This window comes from Phytohabitans flavus (assembly GCF_011764545.1).
Taxonomy (GTDB): Bacteria; Actinomycetota; Actinomycetes; order Mycobacteriales; family Micromonosporaceae; genus Phytohabitans; species Phytohabitans flavus.
The window spans coordinates 2,048,266-2,069,429 of sequence record NZ_AP022870.1; the positions used below are offsets into that span (position 1 = coordinate 2,048,266).

Here is a 21,164-nt window from a genome sequence, read left to right on the forward strand (position 1 = left end):
GCGGGTTGCTCGGGTCGAGCGGCTGCTCGTCGTCGGTGTCGGTACCGACAAATCTCAGGAGGCCCCCGTGGCGGCGACGGCCAGGCCGGCGGTGAGCAGTGCGCGGCGGCGCACGACCCGGCGCCGCCCGCCCCGCCGGATGTCGTCGATCAGGTCGGGCGGGCCGGTCAGGTGGTCGGTCGCCCGGTGCAGGAGGGTCCGGATGTCGTTGTCGCTCAGGGTCATCGCGCGCTCCGGTGCGAGTCGGGTTCGGGCAGGACGAGATCGGACCCGGACAGTGCCTCGCGTAGCTTGGCCAGCCCACGGGCGGTATGGCTCCGCACCGCACCCTCGGAGCAGTCCAGGGCCGCCGCGGTCTCCGCGACCGAGAGGTCTTCGAGGAAACGCAGCGCCACCGCGGCCCGCTGGCGCAGCGGCAGGGCGCGCAGCGCCGCGACCACCCCTTCCCGCAGCGCCACGTCACCGGCGTGGTCGGGCGCGGACCGGTCGAGGTCGCCCAGCGCCTGCTCGGGGCGCCGGCTGCGCCGCCGCCAGCGGTTGGCCGCGCGGTTGACCAGCGCCTTGCGCACGTAGGCGTCCGGCGTCGCGCGCACTCGGCGCCACCGCACGTAGACCTGCTCCAGCACCTCCTGGAGCAGGTCCTCCGCCGCGTGCCGGTCACCTGTCAGCAGGTATGCCACCCTCAGCAGCGACACCCACCTGGAGCGCACGAAGTCGTCGAATTCCGCGCCGGGCGCCTCGCCCATACGTCCTCCCCGGTTCCGTCACACACCAAGACACCGGACGGCGCGATCCGGGTTACGCACCCAGTGAATCGGGACAGCGGCGGCTATGCCGGCCGGGGTTGGGGTGTGGAGCGCGGAGTCGGCTTCGAGGTACACGACAAAGCTCAGGCCACGTAGCGGACCGATCAGGGTGGTGTGGTGGGGTCCTCGGGCCAGGCGTGGCGCGGGTAGCGGCCGCGCAGCTCGGCGCGTACCCGCGGATATCCCGTACGCCAGAACGACGCCAGATCGGCCGTGACCGCGACCGGACGGCGGGCCGGCGACAGTAGGTGCAGCAGGACGGGCACTCGCCCATCCGCGATCACCGGCGCCTCCCGCCAGCCGAACGCCTCCTGCACCCGCAGCGCCAGCACCGGTGCCTGGGGATCGGTGTAGTCGAGCCGCAGCCGTGACCCGCCGGGCACCGGTAGCCGCTCGGGCGCCATCCGGTCCAGCGCCGCGGCCTGCGGCCAGGGCAGCAGCCGGCGCAGGGCGGTGGCGACGTCGGCCCGTTCCAGATCGGCTCGGCGCCGCGCCGCGTGCAGTTCCGGACCCAGCCACAGCTCGGCCGTATCCAGCAGGGCGTCGTCGGACATGTCCGGCCACGGGACGCCCAGCGCGTGCCGGCAGAATGCCAGCCGCTCGCGCAGCGCACGCGCGTCGCGGTCCCACCTCAGCAGCGCCAGGCCCTCGCGGCGCAGGCCCTCGAGCAGGGCGCGGTCGAGTGCGTCGCGGTCCGGGTCGGGCAGCGGCCGTTCGACGAGCGTCACCGCGCCGAGCCGTTCGAACGCGCGGGCCACCACGTCGCCGCCGGACCAGGCCACTTCCTGGCCCCGCGTCAGCTGGTCGGCGCCGGCCACCCGGGCAGTCGCCTCGTCGATCGCGGCGGCCACCCGGATCCGCGCCGCGGGCCGGCTGGGGTCGCGGTCCGCGGCGGCGATCGCCAGCCACGGCGCGCCCGCCAGCGCCGACCCGGGCGCCAGGTTCGCGGCGGTCCCACCCGCCATGAGGTACGCCGTGCCGCCCGGTTGCCGAGCCCGGGCCAGCCTTTCCGGGTACGCCAGACCAACCACCAGCCCAGCGGCCAGATCGTCCGGCAGTTCCGTCTTGGGCCAGTCGCCGGCCTCGGCACGCAGCCGGCGTACCTCCGTCGTCCAGTGGTGATCGGCGCTGGAGCGCTGCCGGCGCCACGCCGCGACCAGGTCCTCGCCCGGGGTCTGCTCGGTGAGCAGCGCGACGACCTGTGCGGCCCGGTCGGCACCGACCGCCGGGGCGCCGTCGAGCAGGGCCCGCGCCAGCCGCGGGTGCGCGCCGACAGCGGCGATCGCACGCCCGCGCGCCGTGACCCGACCACCAGCCTCGACCGCGCCGAGCGCGCGGAGCGTCTGGGTCGCCGCCCGCATCGCACCGGCCGGGGGCCGGTCCGGCAGCGCCAGCCCAGCCCCGTCCGGGTCGCCCCAGCAGGCCAGATCGAGCGCGAAGCCGGTCAGGTCGGCCACCGCGATCTCGGGCTCAGGCTGGGCCGGCAGCCGATCGTGCTGGGCCGGCGACCAACAGCGATACACCACACCGGGCGCCTCTCGACCGGCCCGTCCGGCGCGCTGGTCCGCGGCCGACCGCGACACCGGCACGGTGGCGAGCATGCCCAGCCCGCGGGCGTGGTCGGTACGCGGCACCCGGCTCAGGCCAGCGTCGACAACCACCCGCACGCCGGGCACGGTCAGGCTGCTCTCCGCGACAGCACTGGCCAGCACGACCCGCCGGCCGGTGGTACCCGGTCGAAGCACAGCGTCCTGGGACGCCGCGTCCTGGCGGCCGTGCAGCGTCAGCACGGCGACCTCACCCAGCCTGGACGCGACCGCCGAGATCTCACCGGCACCGGGCAGGAACACCAGCACGTCGCCGTCGTGCTCGCCCAACGCCCGCCGCACCGTGGCCGCGACATGATCCAGCAGCCGCGGGTCGACGCGCAGGCCATGAGGCGCGTCGACCGGCCGCGGCGGCGGCGCCCACACCACCTCGACCGGGTGCGACGCCTCGTCGGCGACGACAACCTCCTCGGTGCCCAACACCCGAGCCATAGCCGCGGTGTCGGCGGTCGCCGAGGTCGCGAGCAGCCACAGGTCCGGCCGGAGCGTGGCACGTACATCGACGCAGAACGCCATGGCCAGATCCGAGTCCAGGTGCCGCTCATGGCACTCGTCCAGAATCACCGCGCCCGTGCCGGGCAGGTCCGGATCGCGCTGCAACCGCCGCACGAGCACTCCGGTGGTCACCACCTCGACCCGGGTGTCCGCGCTGACCCGGCGATCCCCGCGAACGGCATACCCGACCCGCCCACCGACCCGATCACCCAGAAGCCCCGCCATCCGGCGCGCCGCCGCACGGGCCGCGATCCGCCTCGGCTCCGCGACCACCACCCGGCCGGACACCTGTTCCATGAGCGCCAGCGGCACCACCGTCGTCTTCCCAGCACCCGGCGGCGCCACCAGAACGGCGGCACCCGCATCCCGCAAGGCGCCCTCGACCGCGGGTAGAACCTTCTCGACAGGCAGCACCACGCCATCCTGCCGCACCACATACCTCAGGCCACCGAAACGAAGTGCTGGCCCGGACCGGCGTAGCCGATCCGGGCCAAGATGACGGCGGTTAGACGAAGAAGCCGTCCTGGTAAATCCCGGTCCAGATGCCGTGGTCGCCGAATCCCACGATGTCTGGACGTCCGTCACCGGTGATGTCGATGACGAATCTAGGGTGTTCCACGACCTTCCATTGCCGGTCACGGCCGAACTCCGCGCTGACAAACCGGACCGGCGCCTCGAACGCGCCGTTGGTGCGACCCGCCGCCGTGAACACGCCCGGGTTGCCGAATCCGATGATGTCACTGCGGCCGTCGCCGTTGAGGTCGGCCGCCATCCGCGGGTGCGTGCCCGCGACCCATCCGGTGCTGAAACCGAAGTCGCTGATGGCGACACTGAACGAGTTGAACGTGCCGTCGCCGCGGCCTCGGGCGACGAAGGTGGTGGATTGGAAGAAGATCAGGTCGGCGAAGCCGTCGCCGCTGACGTCACTGACCAGATCGGGCGGCACCGGGTTACCCGAGGGTGGCCAGACCCCGCCGGCGAACTCCTCCGCGTTGTAGCGGCCGCCGCCCTGTGCTACGAGCGAAAACAGGGTGGGCGGCGCTCCCTGGCGGCTGGTGATCGCGCCGAGGATGTCCGCCCGGCCGTCCCTTGTGACGTCGACGATGTGGAATTCCGTCGTGCGCGCCAGCGAGTCGTCGACGGGGAAGACGCCACTGACAAAGATCGGTGAGCCGAACCCACCGTCACCGCGGGCGAGCGCGACCTCGATCCGCTGGTCGCGGATGCAGAACAGGTCGCTGCGGCCGTCTCCGTCGGCGTCGGCCAGCTTGCGGATGGTGCACGCGACCGAGTTGAAACCGCTGGACACGTGCGCGATCGGGCCGAAGCGGCCACCACCGGCGGAGACCGCGGTGAACACACCGGTCTCCCGGACTCCGACGATGTCAGCGCGCCCGTCGCCGGTGATATCGGCGACGAAGCGATCGTGCGCGTCGACCCGCCAGCCGGTCGTGATCGCGAAGTCGTTGCTGACCTGGCTCGGCGCCGCGAACTGGCCATTGCCGGTCGCCACCGCGGTGTGTACCCCGGTGAAGAAGAACCCGACGACGTCGCCGCGCCCGTCCCCGGTGATATCCGCGACGAGTCGCGGATGTTTGTCGCTCTGCCAGCCCTGCTCGGTCCCGAAATCTCGCATGACCAAGTGGGCGGCACTGGCTGGCGCCGCCCCGACCCCCAATGCCAGAACCACCCCCGCCCCCGTGGCAGTCGCGATCCGCCATACCTTCGAGTGCATACGTCCCCTCCGTGCTCATCGATCGCCCCCGCGATCGCCAACCGGTAGGCGTTCCAACCAGTTCCACGCCCCGCGACGGATCGGGTAGTTCGACGATGGTCAGGTCTGGCTGAGATCGGTGCAGTGTGCGATTGACGCATCGTCTGATGGCGCCGCGTGACGCACCTCGGCCTGCCGGACAAGGCGGATGATGTCGGCGGGTCCGTTCGACTTCAGGAGGGCCATGAGCCCTGGCCAGTCGGCGAGCTGAAACCGGTCCACGAAGCGGCTGGCTCCGTTGCTGAGCAGTGCGGCACCTGTCAGCTCATAGCTGGGACAGCTTCCGGTGATCGCTTCGTCCGCGGCTCGCGGGTCGTCTTTGGCCAGCCAGAAGCCCCCTGGCTGGTTTCGGCGGGCGCGCAAGTCGCGCAGGAGACGGTGGTACTGCTCGCTGCCCTCGGCCACGCCTTCGAGCGCTGACTGGTACGACCGGCTGATGATTACCTCGCGGGTATCGCAAACGACCTGCGGCGCACCGTCGGTCCTGTCGAGGACGACGACCGAGTCACCGAGCACAAGATGCTCGACGACTCCGCCGGACACGCGCACCATGGCTACCGTCGCCGACGGGCTGATGGGATTGGCGACATCGCAGGTGTACCGGTGATTGTCCGTCACCTGCTCGATCGCTTCGGCGAGCACCTTCGACAGGCTGCGGTCCGGGGCGAGCGACAGGAGGCTGAGCAGGCTGCCTCCCAGGTTCCTGGCATACCAGGCCACGCCATGCTGGCAGATCGAATCGATGCCAGGGATGCCGGCGCCGTCGATCAGCACCGCCGCCGCGGGTACGGCGCCGGTGAAGTCCTCGTTTACGCGGCCCGACCAAGCCGCGACGCTCGTCATCGTCACTCGCATAGTCGAACCTAACCATCGCCGGTCCCACCCGCCGTGGGTGCCGTCCGGGCTGGTGGTGGCTTTCTACGCTGTGGGGATGCAGCTGACCGAGATGAGCGTCATGGGGTTTCGGACGTCGGTCACCGTGTTCCGGCGACCCGCCGGCGGGCTGCGCTGGGTGATCATCCCGACGATCCACATGGGACACGCCGACTACTACTGGGCGATCTGGCAACGGCTGCGGTCCTGCCAGGCTGTCATCGCCGAGATCTGGGACGGGCCCAGCTCCACCGGGATGGCCTACGCCAACGCCATGCGCCTGGCCCGGCAGCGAGCCAGCCGTGACCTGGTGCCGGAGGACATCGACTTCAGCGCGCTTGGCGTACCGATTATCTTCCCCGACGAATACCTGGCGCCGAACGCGGACCCGGACCGCCGGATGTCGCGTGAGGAGCGGCTGACCGCGGCCGTGATGACGCCGATCCTCGCGCTGCACATGGCCCTCACGGGCGACGGCGACTGGCTCGGCAGCCACGATCTCAACATCCACGACGATACCGAGGTTCACCGGGACGCCAGTGACCGCAAGCGGGAGGACCTGCTGCTCGGCGTGATGCGGGAGATCGACGGCGAGTTCGCCACCGAGGACATGGAGGTGGCCGTCGTCTTCGGGGCGCTGCACATGCCTACCGTCGTCCAAGAGTTGACCGGCAAGCTCGGCTACCGGGTGATGCCGGGGGCGCAGTGGCTTACCGCTATCGACTACGACGAGCCGCCGTACATGCGCAAGCCCCCGCTGGACGGGTGGATGGACTGGTAGTCCAGCCGGGTAGTCCGATGAATTTCCTCTGAGTGTCCCTTTTGGTGTGTTGATCCCGCTGGCGCAGCCGCCTCCATTGACATAGGTCCTATGTTTCGGGAGGATTATCGAGTCATTTCGATCTCTAGAACATCTTCACCGGCCACCCGGGGGCCGGCGTTGATGGGCGCGCGCAGGAGAGAGGGCACCATGCGATCAGCACTCCGGATAGGACTGTCGCTGCTCATCGCGACAGCGGCGACCTTCGTCGTCCCCTCGGCGCCGGCCGTCGCGGCACCGGGCGACAACTACGTCGTCGACGACGCGTTGAGCGGACCGCGGACCCGGTGGTTCGACGAGGCACGCTTCGGCATGTTCATCCATTTCGGACCATATGCGGTCTACCAAGGGCAATACGGGACGTGTCGCGAAGTCGAGTGGATCAAGCGGCAGTGCAACATCCCGTGGAGCGACTACGAGGCCAAGGCCGCCACCTTCAACCCCGCCTCGTTCAATGCGAACACGATCGTGCAGATGGCCAAGCAGGCGGGCCAGAAATACATCGTCATCACCTCCAAGCACCACGACGGGTTCGCCATGTGGCCCACCCGCGTCAACCGGTGGAACCTCCGCGACCACTCCGGCTTCTCCCGCGACCTCTTGCGCGAGCTCAAAGACGCCGCCACCGCCAACGGCATCAAGCTCGGCTTCTACTACTCGATCTGGGACTGGCACGACCCGGATTTCGTCGCGAACTTCCCGGCGTACGTCACCAAGATGAAGGCGCAACTTCAGGAGCTCGTGACCAACTACGACCCCGCGCTGCTGTGGTTCGACGGCGAGTGGACCGAGACCAACCCCACCAACCCGTGGTCGGAGCAGAACGGCGAGGACCTGGAGCGCTTCGTTCGCGGCATCGCACCCCAGGCCATCATCAACAACCGGGTCGGCAAGCGACGCCCCGTCGACGGCGACTACGGCACTCCTGAGCAGGCCCTCGCCGGCTCTCCGCCGTCGGCACAGCTACAGGAATCCTGCATGACCATCAACAACACCTGGGGGTACGCGGCCTGGGACACCGCCTTCAAGTCACCGACCCAGCTCGTGCGCGACCTGGCCACCCTGACGAGCAACGGCGCCAACCTGCTGCTCAACATCGGCCCTATGCCCACCGGGGCGGTCTCGGCGGGTCAGTCAAATGCGCTGAACGGCGTCGGCACCTGGATGACCACCAACGGCGTGGCCATCAACGGCGCGGGATACACGGGACTGGTCGGCCAGCCCAGCTGGGGCAAGGTCACCCGAAAGGGCAACAAGCTCTATCTCATCGTCAACAACTGGGCCACGACCCTGCACGTCAGCCAACGGTCGCCGTTCACTGTCACGGGCGCGCGGGTGGTCGGCAGCGGGTCACCGGTGACCGTGCGCGCCGCCGGCGACGGCTACGACTTCCTGCCGAGCGGTGGCGCCACCAACGCCATCGCCACAGTCATCGAGGCCGACATCACCACTCCCGCGCCCGCGGCGGCCGGCACCGGCTCCGGGCTCAAGGCAGAATTCTGGAACAACACCACATTCGCCGGTACGCCAGCGGTCACCCGTACGGATCCGACCGTCAACTACGCCTGGCGTTTCAGCGGCTCCCCGGCCCCCTCGATCGGCACCGACAACTTCGCCAGCCGCTGGACCGGCACGATCGAGCCGCGATACTCCGAGAGGTACACCTTCACCGCCGTGTCGGACGACACGGTCCGGCTGTGGATTGACGGACAACTCGTCATCGACAACTCCGTCCCCCACGGGCCGGCTGTCGACCAGGGCAGTGTCACACTCTCCGCCGGCCGGCACGACATCCGCCTGGAGCAGACCGACCGGAGCGGTTCGGCGTACATGAAGCTCATCTGGAGCAGCCCCAACACACCGGCCCAGATCGTGCCGCAGTCGCAGCTCTATCCGACCACCGGTACGGTCCAGCGGCTCAACGACAGCGTCGCGACGTACAGCAGCGGCTGGTCCGTCAGCAGCGGTCGTGGCCTCGGCGACTTCAACGACGACGTGCACTACACCACCAGCAACGGCGGGTCGTTCACCTACACGTTCAACGGCACAGGCATCGACTTCCTGTCGGAGCGCTACTCCGACCAGGGTCTGGTGGACATCTACCTCGACGGTGTCCTGCGGGCCACAGTGGACACCAGCAGCAGCGTCCGCCAGACACAACAGGTCATCTACGGAGTCCGCGGACTATCACAGGGCTCGCACACCCTGCGCGGCGTCAAACGGTCGGGCACCTACATGCTCGTGGACCGCTTCGACGTCTTCCAGTAGCGAGGCCAGCCGGCGGGGCACCAGCCCCGCCGGCCCCCGCGAGCCTCGTCACCAGCGGCGGGACCGGCTGGCTGTCGATTCGCCCGGCGTTGCCTCGATCATCGACTCAAGTCGCCTTGGCATGTCCTCAGCGATGGCGCTGAGTTCGGCAATGTTGGCCATGCTGAGCATGTTGGTGACTGGATAGGGCACCGGGTTATAGCCCGCTGCGCGGCCTTCGATGCTGAGCAGCCAGTTCGCCACATACCCGTAGGCGACGAGTCTGCACCAAAAGACCGGGTCGCGGCCGGGTGACGTGCCATCGACGAGTGCGGCGAGGCGTGCCATCCCTCCTGTCGGGTCTGCTTGCCGCGCGGCCTGCAGGAGCGCTGGGAATTCGTCGAATCTGGCGCATCGGGGTGGCTGGTCCTCAATCTCAATAACCAGCAGGGTTGCCGCGTGCTGGAGGCGCCCGGCGAACACGTGTTGCGCCTCTTTGGTCCAGTCCAAGGGCAGCCCATGGAAGACGGGCCCGCCGCCGGTGAGGGCGTCGTAGGAGGCTGCCCGAAACCTCAACAGGACGAGGGAGGCGCGATCGACACTGAAATCCACGTAGTTCGTCTGCCGCTCGATGAGTTCCGCCAGCGCCAGCGGGCGGAGCAGCCGGTAGAGCGTATTCTGCCCAAAGTAGCCGTCAATCGCGGTGCGGTAGCGGCGCTTGTGAAGCGACTCGACCCGCGAAGCCACCTCGCGACAAGCGACCACGAGTTGAAAACGCAGGGGGCCAACGGCTTCGTAGAGTCGTTGACGTGCCTGCAGTTGGTACTGCTGCTGGGCATCGACGCGTGCACGATGCCGTGTCAGCATGACCCCGGTGAGGAACGACACGAGACCTGAGACGAGCGCAACTGTCAGCGGCACGACGACGTCCCTGCCCATGATCTGAACCTCCGTTCTGGCTCGATCTGCAATCACATCATGGGGCGTGCGTGGGCCCAAGCCGGCGCGGTCGTCGGGCCCTCGCTGGGTAGTCGGACTGATCTGGTACGGCCCGGCCGGGTGTGGCCTGCTACGGGAGTCAACGACTCTTCGGAGGAGGCCTGGATGCTTCGCAGATTGACAGGGCCGTCCGCTGTCCTCGCGGCGGCGGTACTGGTCGTGGCGGCGGTGGCGGTGGCGGGACCGGCGGTGGCTGCGCCGGACGCGGTCGGTACCGACACGCCGGATCCTGGCCGGGTGCCGCAGCTGGTGATGCCCGGCTCGGGCGAGAAGGTGCCCGCGTTCCAATCGCTTGACCCGACCCACCTGAAAGCGTTGCCAGCGTCGAAGGGTGCGACCGGGTCGACGCTGGATCCGGCTGCGGCGGCCGCGGCCGGGTCACGGTTGAAGAGGGCCGACGGCTCCGCGGCGGCTCGCCCGCGTCCGAAAGGCAAGAGCGCCGCGGTCGCGCAGTCGTTCACCTGTGACGAGTTCATCAACAAGGACGCGCGTGTGGGGCGGGACGAGTCCGGCGCGCAGGTGCTGCGGGTGGCGTACTACGGCGACGTACTGTGCAACTTCTACCTGATCGAGGGCGCCGGCATCGCCGCGGTGATCGACCACACCCCCGGCAACGCGGGGCAGTTCCTGGACATCGGCACCGACTACTACTTCCAGAACTACTACTACGGGTTCAGCCAAGGGGACTTCGAAATCCTCGGCGACACCGACCGGCGCGCCCGCACGATCGAGGTGATCGAAGAGGTCTACCTCTTCTCGGCGATCCCGTGGGGCCCTTGCGGCCCGATTCAGGGGCTGCGGTACTACCGGTGTGACGGCGTAGGCGGAAACCTGCTGCACGTCGTCGTGGGCACCGGCCCATTCCAGACTGGACTCCAGGACCCGCCGCCGTTGTTCCTGGGCCAGGGTCAAGGACAAGGATGCCCGGTGACCCTGTCCGCGACCGCCAAGAACAAGAGGACGATCGCGAACAACGAACATGTGGTCGACGTCGACTTCACCGGCACGATCGCCTGCTCGCAAGGGCTTGGGATCACCGGGACCTCCGAGGCCAGGCTCGTCGACCTGTCCGCGCCCCTTCTCGACATCCGCGGCGGCGCCAGCGGCGCCAACGGCACAAGCTCGAAGACCGTGACCTACGAGGAAAGCGAGAAGGGCGGCCGGGAGGTGAAGGTCGTCTACTCCGGACGGACGGAGGCACCACCGGGCCGCACGTGGAGCGGCTGCTCGGTAACCGACTTCCAGACCGCCCGCTACCTCTTCACCCAATGCCAGGTCAACGGCAACGTCGTCACCTGGCAGGCCGAAGCTCCGTACCCAGATTTCGTGGGCGATGGCGCGATGCTCGACACCGGACTGCCGGATGACCGTGGCTGTGAGATCGACCGTGCTCTGCCCAGCGTAGACTTCACCGAGAACCAGCTGGTCGCGAAGGGCATCGGCCGGTGTAACACGCCGCTCAATGACATCGAGGTGACTCTGACGATGAGCGGTTCCTACGTCGACAACAGTGGCAACAGGATAGACGTCGTCCTTCCCTCCGATGGCGAGATCATCGGAAGGGATACAGACATCGACGACGAGTTCGAAGACGGCAGGGCGGACGCGGTGCTCAAAGTCGACTGCCAAGAGGGAAACCAACAGCAGGTGGACTACAAGCTGAAGGTCAGGGTCAGGTTCAAGCACCCCGACCTTCCACCCGGGTCGGGCTGGCCCTCCGCGGCAGGCTGGGAGCAGGTGCTGGATTTGCCCGTCCTGCCCGACGAGAGCGTGACCACGATGCCATGCGTACCGGTCTGAGCCGACCCGGCCCGCGATAGCAACGACGCAGGTGAGGCCAGCCACCACGGCCGGCCTCACCGCACCACGGCGGCGAGACACGTGTGGCGCTGACTGGAAGCCGACGCAGCCTTGGGCTGGTGGCGGGCAGCACCTATTGTCGCGGCATCATGGCTGAGCTGGGAGAAGAGCTATCGCGGCATCGCCTGCGCTTCGGGGTGCTGGCGCTGCTGCTTGCCGCGACCGCCGTCGGCGCGTTGTGTCTGTCCGTTATCCACAACTGGGTCGCCGCCGTGGCGCTGGTGCCGGTCGGGCTGGTCGGCTGGCAGGTCGTGACGCGAGGGCGAGACCTCTTGGTCGTGTACCGCGACGGGTTCACGCTGCGGCACTGGGGCAAGGTCAGTGCGTGCCGGTGGGGTGAGATCCGGTCGGCGGACGTGCGGATGGGCATGGACCGGCGGCTGCGGTTGCACGCGGTGACGACGACGCGCCGCGGTGAGCAGATCGCGTTCGGGCGGTTCATGGGTGGTCTGGACGCGCTGTACCGGGCGCACCAGACCAGGGGCGGCCGGGACGCGCCCCTCGAGTACACGCCGGGCGGCGACGGGATCGGGGCGCTGCTCGCGACCTACCACGTGCCGCGCAGCCGCGGGGACCTGACGATCCTGCTACTGCCGGGGTTTCTGCTGCTGATCGCGGTGTTCCTGGTGTGCGCCGCGGTCGGAGTGCCGGACCGCGATCCGAAGGACATCGCGATCTCGCTCGGGTGCGTCACGGCCGCGCTGGCGTTCGGCGCGCTGCTGCTGTGGGTGGTCCGGGGCGACCGCGACGACGAGCTGCGAATCCACGAGGACGGGTTCGCGTACCGCCATAAGCAATCCGTGCAGGAGTGCCGGTGGGACGAGATCGCGGACTTCCAGCACCACCGGCGGGGCGGGCTCGCCAGCGTGATGAAGCTCGACGGGACGTGGATCTCGCTGTCCGCGAGCCTGCCCGAGGTGCAGCAGCTCGTCCTGCCACGCGTACGGCGGTTGCCGCGCCCGTAAAGGCCTCCGCATCTTCACACTTCCCCCACCACCTGCCCGGATCCCGGGCCCTAGCGTCGTGGCCATGCGGATCCTCATGATTCTGCCCGCGCTGACCGAGGCGACAAGTCCGCTCTTCCGACCGATCAAGTACTCGCTCTTCCCGCCGCTCGGACTGGCCACACTCGCCGGCTACCTGCCCGACAGCGACGAGGTGCGCATCGTCGACGAGCACGTCGAGCGGTTCGCGCCCGACGACGCCGAGCTGCCCGACCTCGTGGTCATCCAGGTGTACATCACGTCGGCGCGCCGGTCGTACGAGCTGGCCGACTGGTACCGCGCCCACGGCGTCTTCGTCGCGCTCGGCGGGCTGCACGTGACGTCGCTGCCGGACGAGGCCGCGCCGCACGCGGACGCCATCTTCTGCGGGCCGGGCGAGGACACCTGGCCGGCGTTTCTCGCCGACTTCCGGCGGCGGGCACCGCGCCAGCGGTACACCTCGAAGCTGCGCACCCTCCAGGGACTTCCGCCGATCCGGCGGGACCTCATCCAGCGCCACCGCTACCTCGTGCCGAACTCCATCGTCGTGTCGCGCGGCTGCCCGCACCACTGCGACTTCTGCTACAAGGACGCGTTCTTCGAGGGCGGAAAATCGTTCTACGTCCAGGCCGTCGACGACGCGCTCGCCGAGATCGAGCGGCTTCCCGGCCGGCACCTGTACTTCCTGGACGACCACCTCTTCGGCAACCGGCGCTTCGCCAACGCCCTGTTCGACGGGATGCGCGGTATGGGCAGGGTCTTCCAGGCGGCGTCCACAGTGGATGCGGTGCTCGCGCCCGGCTTGCTGGAGAAGGCGTTCGAGGCCGGACTGCGCAGCCTGTTCGTCGGCTTCGAATCGGTCAACGCGGCCAACCTGGCGGAGCAGCGCAAGCGGCAAAACGTCGGACGCGACTATGCGGCGGTGGTGCGCCGGATCCACGACACGGGCATCATGGTGAACGGCAGCTTCGTCTTCGGCATGGACTCCGACGGGCCGGACGTCTTCGACCGCACCGTCGCCTGGGCGGTCGAGCGGGGGATCGAGACCGCGACGTTCCACATCATGACGCCGTACCCGGGCACGGGCCTGTTTCGCCGGATCGAGGCCGAGGGCCGGATCGTCCACCGCGACTGGGATCTGTACGACACCCGGCACGTGGTGTACCGGCCGCGCGGCATGAGCCCACAACAGCTGGAGGAGGGGTACTGGCGGGCGTACCGGGACTTCTACAGCTTGGGCAACCTGTGGCGGGGCGCCGCGACGAAGGACCGGCTCGGCGACCGGCTGCGGCACCTGGCGTACGCAGGCGGGTGGAAGAAGTTCGAGCGCGTGTGGGACGCGCTGATCCGCACCCGGCAGGTGCTGCACGCGTTGCCGCTGCTCGAATCCGCGCTGAGCAGCTTCGGCACGCGCCGCCCGTCAGCGGTCCACCGAGCTGCTGCCATGGCGGCCACTGATTCCCCGGGAATAGTTTCCGGCGCCGAGTCTGCGCACTCCCGTCGGAAACTTTGGATCTAGGTCGGAGCACGCCGGCGATCGTGGTATTTAGCTGTCGCTATAGGCGCAGCTAGATACCACGATCTGCTGGATGGTGTCCGGGTGCGGTGCCGGTCGAGCGTTCACAATTCGGCCGGCGCTGATCGGCGCGCGCATGGGTGGGGTCGCGGCCCCTCACCGCCGGCGATGCCGGCCGAGGAGGTTGGGTTGTGTGGCGCGGAGGGTGAGGCCGCGGGAGCAGCGGTCCGGTGCCCGGCGGACGTCGCGGTAGCTCGATTTCCTTGGTTTGGATCTTTGTTCGCGGCATGGCGCTGGGGCCACCCTGACTCCAAGGCTCTCTCAGGTCGTGTGTCTACCTCGGACCGTGGCGGCTTTGCTTGTCGGGCCATCGAGGCGACACTATGGGGAGGGGAGGTTGCGCCTTGGATGGTCCACCTGAGACGGTCGCCGCGGAGGCGGCGCGGCACGGTCTGGTCGCGCGGCTGGTCGCGGCCGCTACCCGGCGCACGGATCCGATCCGGGCGGGGTGGCTGGGCGCCGCGGTGGGTGCGCCGCTCGCGCTGCTCATGTTCCTTCTTGGGATGCCAGTGGCGGGAGTCCTGCTGGTGCCGGCGGCCATCGCCTGCGGGGTTGGGTATGCGCTCGCCCTGCCCAAAGGCGGCCGCCGCGAGGCTGAGGCTGTCGACCAGCCGGTCACGTCGGTGTCCGTCGCGCAGCAGATCGCTGCCATCCGCCAAGGCGAGCGGTTGGTGGTGGGGCCGCTCGCGGTGACCGCCGACTCGATCGAGCGGCTCGCCGATGGCGTCCACCTGCCCTGGGAGCGGGTCCGGTCGGTCCGGCTGGTGGGTGACGACCGGATCATTATCGGCGAGACTGGTGGGCAACGCGGCTGGTTCAGCGGCGCCGTGCCGGACGCCCTAGGCGCCGTCCGGCTGATCGCTGGCCTCCGGCCGACCGCCAGCGTGATCATGCCGGATCCGACCAGCGGCCACGCCGAGCGGGCCGGCGTGCGGCACCGCCCGCACCTCGCCTCGCTCGCCGGCCTCGCGGCGCTCGCGCTGCTGCCGGGCGTCGCCTACGCCGTGGTCGGCCCGGTAGGCGACAAGGGATCGGCCGGGTCAGCAAGCACCCGGCCGGCGGCGCTGTCCCCGTCGGGCACCGGGTCGAGCCCGACCGCCTCGCCGAGCCCTTCGCCACGGCCTGGCCTGCCCGAGACTGTTTACGAGTACTCGGCTGCCTGTGTGGGACGTGGCTTTCCCGGTGCGCCGCCCTATCAGGGTGCTGGCCCGCACCCGATCTATGTGCACAACGGTGGCGTGCGTGGGCCGGACAGCTGGCACTCCGAGGACCCCGCGAAGATCCAGCTCGTGGTCTGTGTGAAGAGCAGCGAGGGACGGGTGCTGAAAAAGTGCGAATACCACGGCATCGGCCGGGAGGGCGTCACGCAGGACATGGTGCTGGGCCGGTACCGGCTGGTGGTGCGCGAGGCACGCACCGCGAAGGTGATCGCAGAGATGCGGCTCGACGGCGCAAACCGCTATTGCCGCCTCGGCCTCGTGGGCGGGGAGGCGTCACCGGACCGGCGGCAGGTCAGCAAGCTGAGCACGGAGCAGCTACAGGAGGCGCTGGGCCAGTACGTGGAGCACCCAGATGCGTGAGCTGCCGGTCAGCTACCGGATTCCGCGCGAGCTGATGCGCTACGCGGTGATGGTCGCGGTGCTCACCACGGCAATCCTTGGCGGCGCGCTGTGGGCCACGTTGGTTGCCGCCGAGATCCTGCTCGTCGCTGTGCTTGTCGCGGCAGCAGCTTGGATCTTCATCCTCGTCCAATGCCGATCGATAGGGACGACCGTCACCAAGGGCGGAATCGTACGCAACGGGTTCTTCGGCGATCAGCAAATCGCCTGGCCGGACATCACCGAGCTGGCCATCAAGGACCGCAGCGCGGGCCTGCGGGTGTACGGCTTCCAGGTCGCCTCCCGCTACATCGTCACCATCTCCATCCGCGACCGCCAGCGCAAGCTGCTTTTGTTTCTCGACGAGCGGGCGTTCGGCCACGACGTCCACGCGTTCACGACCGAGCTCACCGCGATCGGCGCACTCTGGGAGCAACACCGGCAACCCGATGCGGCACCGTAGCCGGTGAGGCCGGTCAGGCGACGATTCGCAGCGGGTGTTCGATCAGGTCGGTGAGGGTGGCGAGGAATTGGGCGGCGAATGCGCCGTCGATGATGCGGTGGTCGGCGGTGAGCGTGTATCTCATCAAGGCAAACCGAGCGCCCTTCGGGCGCCTGCCTGCCTTGGATCGACCCCTGCCCAACCGCCGAGCCAGGTCAAAGGCTGGACCGGAGCGCGGACCCGGCTGCGAAAAATCGAGGTCGGCCGACCACAACCTTGGGGTGAGCTTGCCAACCGCGAAGGGTGAGGCCGCGGGAGCGACGGTCCGGACCACCACGGACATCGCGGTAGCCCAATCTCCTTGGTTTTAGATCCCTATCCGCGACATGACGCCGAGGAGTGTTCACCAAAGAATCGTCTGGCCGCAACGTTGCCGGGGGATGCCGGAATCGCCCGACCTGTGACTTGCTTTGACCGGCGTTTTGGCCGCTTGTAGTGCCGTGCGTTCGTCCTGCGGTCTGTCGACAATGGCCATTCGGCTGATGCGATCGCCGCGCCGGTCGGAATTCCAGGGCTACTCCCTGAAGCAGGAGACGGTCAATCCCGTGCTGTACATCTGGTGGCTCTTAGGTGGACAGAAAGATCATCTAGCTTCATGCGTTCAACTCCCCGCAGGAGGCTAATTTGATGGACTGGAATCGGCGCCATAGAACACAAGCCGTGTTCGGCGTCCTCCTCGCAAGCAGCGCTCTCCTCTTGACCAGCGGGGCGCCCGCGCTGTCGGCGGCGTCGACCCCCTCTATCAGTGAGATCCACTACGACAACAACGGTACCGACACCGGTGAGGCGATCGAGATCGAGGCGCCGGTCGGCTTCGACCTGAGCGGCTGGCAGATCGTCCTCTACAACGGTGCGAACAGTGCGGTGTACAACACCCGGACGCTGAGCGGCACGGTTCCGGCGGCCGGTGTGGTCGTCGCGGACTACCCGGCCAACGGCATCCAGAACGGTGACCCCGACGGCGTGGCGCTGGTCTCGCCGGCGGGCGCGGTGGCGGAGTTCCTGACCTACGGGGGCACGTTCACCGCGGTCGGCGGCCCGGCCAACGGGCGTGCCGGCACCGACATCGGGGTCAAGGAAGGTGCCACTATCCCGGTCGGCTCCTCGCTCCAGAAGAAGAACGGCACCTGGACGCCGCCGGCGCCGCACACCTTCGGCGTCCGCAACGACCCGGTAGTGGTTGAGCCGATCAACCTCCAGCTGCTCGGCATCAACGACTTCCACGGCCGGCTGGAGTCCCCGGCCACCGTGGGTGGTCAGCCGGCCGGTGGCGCCGCCCAGCTCGCCGGCCTGGTCGGTCAGCTGCGGGCGCAGAACCCGAACACCGCGTTCGTCGCCAGCGGTGACAGCATCGGCGCGTCGACCTTCATCTCGGCGATCGACGGCGACAACCCGACGATCGACGCGCTGAACGCGATGGACCTGGCCGCCTCGGCCGTGGGCAACCACGAGTTCGACAAGGGCATCGCCGACCTCACCGGCCGTGTAAACGACCGCGCCGACTTCCCGTACCTGGGCGCGAACGTGTACCGGGGCAACACCCGGGAGCTGCCGGCGTACGCGGTCGACACCATCGCCGGGGTCCGGGTCGGCTACATCGGCGTGGTGACCGAGCAGACCGCTTCGCTGGTCAGCCCGGACGGCATCGCCGGCATCACCTTCCGCGACGCGGTCGCCGAGGCCAACCTCGTCGCCGGGCAGCTGAAGGACGGCAACCCGGACAATGGCGAGGCCGACGTGGTCGTGCTGCTCGCGCACGAGGGCGCCGCGACGGAGAACACCACCTCCGCCGAGGCGCTGGCCAACGACCCGGTCTTCGGCAAGTACACCCGGGTCAACGCCACGATCGACGCCATCTTCAGCGGCCACACCCACCAGCCGTACGCGTTCAAGCTCCCGGTCCCCGGATCGGACAAGCTGCGTCCGGTCGTGCAGGCCGAGGACTACGGCCTGCGGCTGGCCAAGGTCGACCTGACCTTCGACCCGACCACCGACTCGGTGACCTCTTCCAACGTGCAGCTGGTCGACGTCGTCGGCGCGCCACAGGACCCGACGGTGGCCGGCATCGTGGCCGCCGCCAAGGTCAAGGCGGGCGAGCTGGGCCAGCAGACGCTCGGCGCGATCGCCGCGGACATCCGGCGGGCCTACACCAACGGCAACGAGGACCGAGGCAAGGAGTCGGCGATGGGCAACTTCATCGCCGACGTGCAGCTCGCCGGTACCAAGGACGCCGGCCGGGGCGGGGCGCAGATCGCGTTCATGAACCCGGGCGGTCTGCGGGCCGACCTGCTCTACCGGACCAACGGCACGGTGACCTACGCCGACGCCTTCTCCGTCCAGCCGTTCGCCAACGATGTGGTCACCAAGAGCTACACCGGTGCCCAGATCAAGCAGACGCTGGAGGAGCAGTGGCAGCCCACGGGCGCGTCCCGGCCGGTGCTGTGGCTGGGTGTCTCGAAGGGCTTCACCTACACCTACGACCCCGAGGCGGCCAAGGGCTCGCGGATCACGTCCATCAAGCTCAACGGCGTGGCGCTCGACCCGTCCGGCAGCTACCGGGTCACGGTGAACTCGTTCCTCGCCGCCGGTGGTGACAACTTCACCACCCTCGGCCAGGGCACCAACCCGGCGACCACCGGCGACAACGACCTCACCATGCTGGTGAGCTACTTCGCCGCGAACACGCCGGTGACCGCCGACACCGCCCCGCGGTCGACGATCGGCCAGGCCGGGCCGGCGTGGGACGTCGAGGTGACGGCCCGCACCCAGTGCGTCGGCACCAAGGCGCATGTCGCGGTCAACGCCCGCAACGCCGACGACGTGCCGCTCACCATCGAGCTGGTCACGCCGTACGGGTCGCGGGCGGCCTCCGAGGTCGCTCCCGGCAAGTCCGCCTACCAGGCGTTCAACAGCCGGACCAGCACGGTACCGGCCGGCACCGCGACGGTGACGGTCACCGGGACCGTCAACGGCCAGCCGGTGAGCGCGCAGATCCAGGCACCGTTCAGCACGATCAGCTGCGGCTGATCCTTCGCGGTGGCGGCACCCTGTCGGTGCCGCCACCGCCCCAAGCAAGGGTCAGTCGATGTCCGGTGCGCGCCAGACGCGGCTCTGCAAGTCACTGCCGCGGATGACCTGGACGCGCCACGGGGTCAGCCGCAGCACGTGCAGCTTTGGGTCGGCCGGGCCGCGCCAGAAGTTGCCGAGGGGGTACCCGACTCCGGTCGGGCTGGTCCGGTCGTAGAGCTGCCACACGTACTGCTTGGTCTCGATGTCGTCCACCCACTCGGCGATCGTGTCGATCGCCACGGCGTTCTGCCGGTGACTCCAGTACGAGAAGGTGGTGTGCGGGTTTTTGGCCAGGTGTGCCGCCTTGACCGGCGTCTTGTACGTGGCCAGCCAGCCCAGCGGCCGCCCGTCGATCTGTTCCCACACCGCGATCAGCACCCGCGCCCGGGGGCGTCCCTTGGCGTCGACGGTGGTCATGGTGGCGTAGCGGATCTCCCGCAGGTAGTCGTTGAACTGTCCCTCGACCGACGAGAAGGTGGGGACCCTGATCGTCATCGCCGCGCCCCGGGGTCAGACCGACGTCTCGGCGACTGCCGGCTGCGGCGCCTGAGGCGTCGCGGCCTTCCGCCGCAGACCCATTGCCGTGATGAGTGCGGCGAGGATGGCCGCGGCGGCCGGCACTGTCAGGCCGTTGCGGATCGCCTCCAGGCTGATGCCCTCGCCGTCCTGCGCCCTCACCGTGGCCACGCTCACTGCGGTCACCGCGGAGATACCGAGCGCCGTGCCGAACTGAATCGAGGTGTAGAGCAGGCCGCCGGCCAGGCCGTGCTCTTGCTCGTCGACCCCATCGGTGGCCGCCATGGTCAGCGGTCCGTAGGACAGTGAGAAGGCCAGTCCCAGCAGCAGCATGGTTGGCAGCATCGCCGCGTACGTCCAATCCGGCGACACGGGGAGGAACAGCGCGTAGGCGACCGCGGCGCAGACGATGCCGCCGAAGAGCACCCGCACGTTGCCGAACCGGTTGACCAGCCATGGCGTCAGGGTCGGGGCGAGGACGGTGTCGATGCCGACGACCAGCATCGCCAGACCCGTCTCCAGCGCGCTCCAGCCGCGCAGCTCCTGCAAGTAGATCGTCACCATGAACTGGAAGCCTGCGAATGAGATCATGAACAGCAGCGCGGCCAGGTTGGTCCGCACCAGCGGAGCCGACCGCAGGATGCCGAGCCGGACAAGCGGGCTGGGCGAGCGCCGTTCGATCAAGACGAAGACCCCGAGAACAACCGCGCCGGCGGCGAAGACCGCCATCGTCGTCCCGAGTCCCGCTCCACCGTGCTCCAGCCGCACCACGCCGTACGCGAGCAGCAGCATCGCGGTCGTGACGCTGGCTGCGCCGGCGATGTCGAAGCGCCGTACCGTCGGGGTCTCCTGCACCTGGTCCTTCAGCAGCGGAACCGCGGCCAGCAGGATCACCGCGGCGAGGATGACCGGAGCGAAGAACACCCACCGCCAGCCGGCCGCGACCAGCAGGCCACCGGCGACCAGGCCAAGGGAGAAGCCACCGGCGGCGGTGCCGGCGTATACGCCCAGCGCCCTGTTACGCTGCGGGCCCTCCGGGAAGTTGCTGGTGATCAGGGCCAGTCCGGCGGGGGCCATGAACGCGGCGGCCACTCCGGTGACAAAGCGCGCCACCAGCAGCATCCAGCCCTCGGTGGCGAAGCCGCCCAGCCCGGAGAAGAGCAGGAAGACCACCAACCACAGCAGGAACATCCGCCGCCGGCCGAGCAGGTCGGCGGCCCGCCCGCCCAGCAGCATGAAGCCGCCGTACCCGAGCACGTAGGCGCTCACCACTCCGCTGAGGACCCCGGTCGACAGCCCCAGATCCTCCCTGATCGCGGGCAGTGCCACGTTCAGCATCGCGACGTCGATCCCCTCCAGGAAGATCGCCCCGCACAACACGAACAACACGCCCCACGCGCGCCCATCCATGCGGATGCTCGACGCAGACATCTCGACTC

At 69.1% G+C, this 21,164-nt stretch carries 17 protein-coding genes; 8 read left to right on the plus strand and 9 right to left on the minus strand.

The window, feature by feature from the left end; all coding sequences use genetic code 11:
• Positions 1 to 54 precede the first annotated feature (54 nt).
• From Pflav_RS08640 to Pflav_RS08660, 5 genes are all read right to left on the minus strand, one after another.
• A complete protein-coding gene (locus Pflav_RS08640; RefSeq protein ID WP_173035191.1) occupies positions 55 to 225 on the minus strand; it encodes a hypothetical protein in 171 nt (56 codons plus the stop codon).
• Positions 222 to 746, minus strand: coding sequence for a SigE family RNA polymerase sigma factor (locus Pflav_RS08645; protein WP_173035193.1), 525 nt, complete (start codon positions 744 to 746; stop codon positions 222 to 224). Before Pflav_RS08645 ends, Pflav_RS08640 begins: the two co-directional genes overlap by 4 nt.
• 164 nt (positions 747 to 910) lie before the next feature.
• Positions 911 to 3,343, minus strand: coding sequence for an ATP-dependent helicase HrpB (gene hrpB / locus Pflav_RS08650; protein WP_173035195.1), 2,433 nt, complete (start codon positions 3,341 to 3,343; stop codon positions 911 to 913).
• Between the two features lie 70 nt (positions 3,344 to 3,413).
• A complete protein-coding gene (locus tag Pflav_RS08655) occupies positions 3,414 to 4,544 on the minus strand; it encodes an FG-GAP repeat domain-containing protein (protein ID WP_173035197.1) in 1,131 nt (376 codons plus the stop codon).
• A gap of 198 nt (positions 4,545 to 4,742) precedes the next feature.
• A complete protein-coding gene (locus Pflav_RS08660) occupies positions 4,743 to 5,537 on the minus strand; it encodes a protein phosphatase 2C domain-containing protein (protein WP_232071109.1) in 795 nt (264 codons plus the stop codon).
• A gap of 76 nt (positions 5,538 to 5,613) precedes the next feature.
• Between Pflav_RS08660 and Pflav_RS08665 the strand changes: the two genes are divergently transcribed.
• Together Pflav_RS08665 and Pflav_RS08670 are read left to right on the plus strand one after the other, a co-directional pair.
• Positions 5,614 to 6,336, plus strand: coding sequence for a hypothetical protein (locus tag Pflav_RS08665; protein ID WP_173035201.1), 723 nt, complete (start codon positions 5,614 to 5,616; stop codon positions 6,334 to 6,336).
• A 189-nt stretch (positions 6,337 to 6,525) separates the two neighbouring features.
• Complete coding sequence (locus tag Pflav_RS08670) at positions 6,526 to 8,643, plus strand: alpha-L-fucosidase (RefSeq protein WP_173035203.1); 2,118 nt, start codon at positions 6,526 to 6,528, stop codon at positions 8,641 to 8,643.
• Positions 8,644 to 8,691: 48 nt separating this feature from the next.
• Here Pflav_RS08670 and Pflav_RS08675 read toward each other — a convergent pair whose 3' ends face one another.
• Complete coding sequence (locus Pflav_RS08675; RefSeq protein ID WP_173035205.1) at positions 8,692 to 9,561, minus strand: hypothetical protein; 870 nt, start codon at positions 9,559 to 9,561, stop codon at positions 8,692 to 8,694.
• Between the two features lie 165 nt (positions 9,562 to 9,726).
• On the opposite strand from Pflav_RS08675, the gene Pflav_RS08680 reads away from it, so the two are divergent.
• The 5 genes from Pflav_RS08680 (at position 9,727) to Pflav_RS08700 (ending at position 16,101) form a co-directional block, all read left to right on the plus strand.
• Entirely contained in the window at positions 9,727 to 11,421 is a 1,695-nt protein-coding gene (locus Pflav_RS08680; protein WP_173035207.1) for a hypothetical protein, read from the plus strand.
• A 149-nt stretch (positions 11,422 to 11,570) separates the two neighbouring features.
• Positions 11,571 to 12,446, plus strand: a complete 876-nt coding sequence (locus Pflav_RS08685; protein ID WP_173035208.1) for a hypothetical protein — start codon at positions 11,571 to 11,573, stop codon at positions 12,444 to 12,446.
• A gap of 64 nt (positions 12,447 to 12,510) precedes the next feature.
• Positions 12,511 to 13,983: a B12-binding domain-containing radical SAM protein gene (locus Pflav_RS08690; protein WP_173035210.1), complete on the plus strand. Its 1,473-nt coding sequence runs from the start codon at positions 12,511 to 12,513 to the stop codon at positions 13,981 to 13,983.
• A 401-nt stretch (positions 13,984 to 14,384) separates the two neighbouring features.
• The gene (locus Pflav_RS08695; RefSeq protein WP_173035212.1) at positions 14,385 to 15,620 is read left to right on the plus strand and encodes a hypothetical protein; all 1,236 of its coding nucleotides are present in this window, start codon (positions 14,385 to 14,387) and stop codon (positions 15,618 to 15,620) included.
• Positions 15,613 to 16,101, plus strand: coding sequence for a hypothetical protein (locus tag Pflav_RS08700; RefSeq protein WP_173035214.1), 489 nt, complete (start codon positions 15,613 to 15,615; stop codon positions 16,099 to 16,101). Before Pflav_RS08695 ends, Pflav_RS08700 begins: the two co-directional genes overlap by 8 nt.
• A gap of 13 nt (positions 16,102 to 16,114) precedes the next feature.
• Here Pflav_RS08700 and Pflav_RS43440 read toward each other — a convergent pair whose 3' ends face one another.
• Entirely contained in the window at positions 16,115 to 16,225 is a 111-nt protein-coding gene (locus tag Pflav_RS43440) for a 2-oxo acid dehydrogenase subunit E2 (RefSeq protein ID WP_197938225.1), read from the minus strand.
• 575 nt (positions 16,226 to 16,800) lie between these two features.
• Here Pflav_RS43440 and Pflav_RS08710 point away from each other — a divergent pair.
• Positions 16,801 to 19,167, plus strand: coding sequence for a 5'-nucleotidase C-terminal domain-containing protein (locus Pflav_RS08710; protein WP_232071111.1), 2,367 nt, complete (start codon positions 16,801 to 16,803; stop codon positions 19,165 to 19,167).
• Between the two features lie 51 nt (positions 19,168 to 19,218).
• On the opposite strand, the gene Pflav_RS08715 is transcribed toward Pflav_RS08710, so the two are convergent.
• Both Pflav_RS08715 and Pflav_RS08720 read right to left on the minus strand, forming a co-directional pair.
• On the minus strand, positions 19,219 to 19,704 hold the full coding sequence (locus Pflav_RS08715) for a pyridoxamine 5'-phosphate oxidase family protein (RefSeq protein WP_173035220.1): 486 nt from the start codon (positions 19,702 to 19,704) through the stop codon (positions 19,219 to 19,221).
• 15 nt (positions 19,705 to 19,719) lie between these two features.
• A complete protein-coding gene (locus Pflav_RS08720; protein WP_232071113.1) occupies positions 19,720 to 21,156 on the minus strand; it encodes an MFS transporter in 1,437 nt (478 codons plus the stop codon).
• Positions 21,157 to 21,164 lie beyond the last annotated feature (8 nt).

Bases quoted from the DNA above. Each gene is read 5' to 3' on its own strand.
- Pflav_RS08640 (WP_173035191.1), bottom strand. From the start codon at position 225: ATGACCCTGAGCGACAACGACATCCGGACCCTCCTGCACCGGGCGACC.
- Pflav_RS08645 (WP_173035193.1), bottom strand. From the start codon at position 746: ATGGGCGAGGCGCCCGGCGCGGAATTCGACGACTTCGTGCGCTCCAGG.
- Pflav_RS08655 (WP_173035197.1), bottom strand. From the start codon at position 4,544: ATGCGAGATTTCGGGACCGAGCAGGGCTGGCAGAGCGACAAACATCCG.
- Pflav_RS08660 (WP_232071109.1), bottom strand. From the start codon at position 5,537: ATGCGAGTGACGATGACGAGCGTCGCGGCTTGGTCGGGCCGCGTAAAC.
- Pflav_RS08665 (WP_173035201.1), top strand. From the start codon at position 5,614: ATGCAGCTGACCGAGATGAGCGTCATGGGGTTTCGGACGTCGGTCACC.
- Pflav_RS08670 (WP_173035203.1), top strand. From the start codon at position 6,526: ATGCGATCAGCACTCCGGATAGGACTGTCGCTGCTCATCGCGACAGCG.
- Pflav_RS08675 (WP_173035205.1), bottom strand. From the start codon at position 9,561: ATGGGCAGGGACGTCGTCGTGCCGCTGACAGTTGCGCTCGTCTCAGGT.
- Pflav_RS08680 (WP_173035207.1), top strand. From the start codon at position 9,727: ATGCTTCGCAGATTGACAGGGCCGTCCGCTGTCCTCGCGGCGGCGGTA.
- Pflav_RS08685 (WP_173035208.1), top strand. From the start codon at position 11,571: ATGGCTGAGCTGGGAGAAGAGCTATCGCGGCATCGCCTGCGCTTCGGG.
- Pflav_RS08690 (WP_173035210.1), top strand. From the start codon at position 12,511: ATGCGGATCCTCATGATTCTGCCCGCGCTGACCGAGGCGACAAGTCCG.
- Pflav_RS08700 (WP_173035214.1), top strand. From the start codon at position 15,613: ATGCGTGAGCTGCCGGTCAGCTACCGGATTCCGCGCGAGCTGATGCGC.
- Pflav_RS43440 (WP_197938225.1), bottom strand. From the start codon at position 16,225: ATGAGATACACGCTCACCGCCGACCACCGCATCATCGACGGCGCATTC.
- Pflav_RS08715 (WP_173035220.1), bottom strand. From the start codon at position 19,704: ATGACGATCAGGGTCCCCACCTTCTCGTCGGTCGAGGGACAGTTCAAC.
- Pflav_RS08720 (WP_232071113.1), bottom strand. From the start codon at position 21,156: ATGTCTGCGTCGAGCATCCGCATGGATGGGCGCGCGTGGGGCGTGTTG.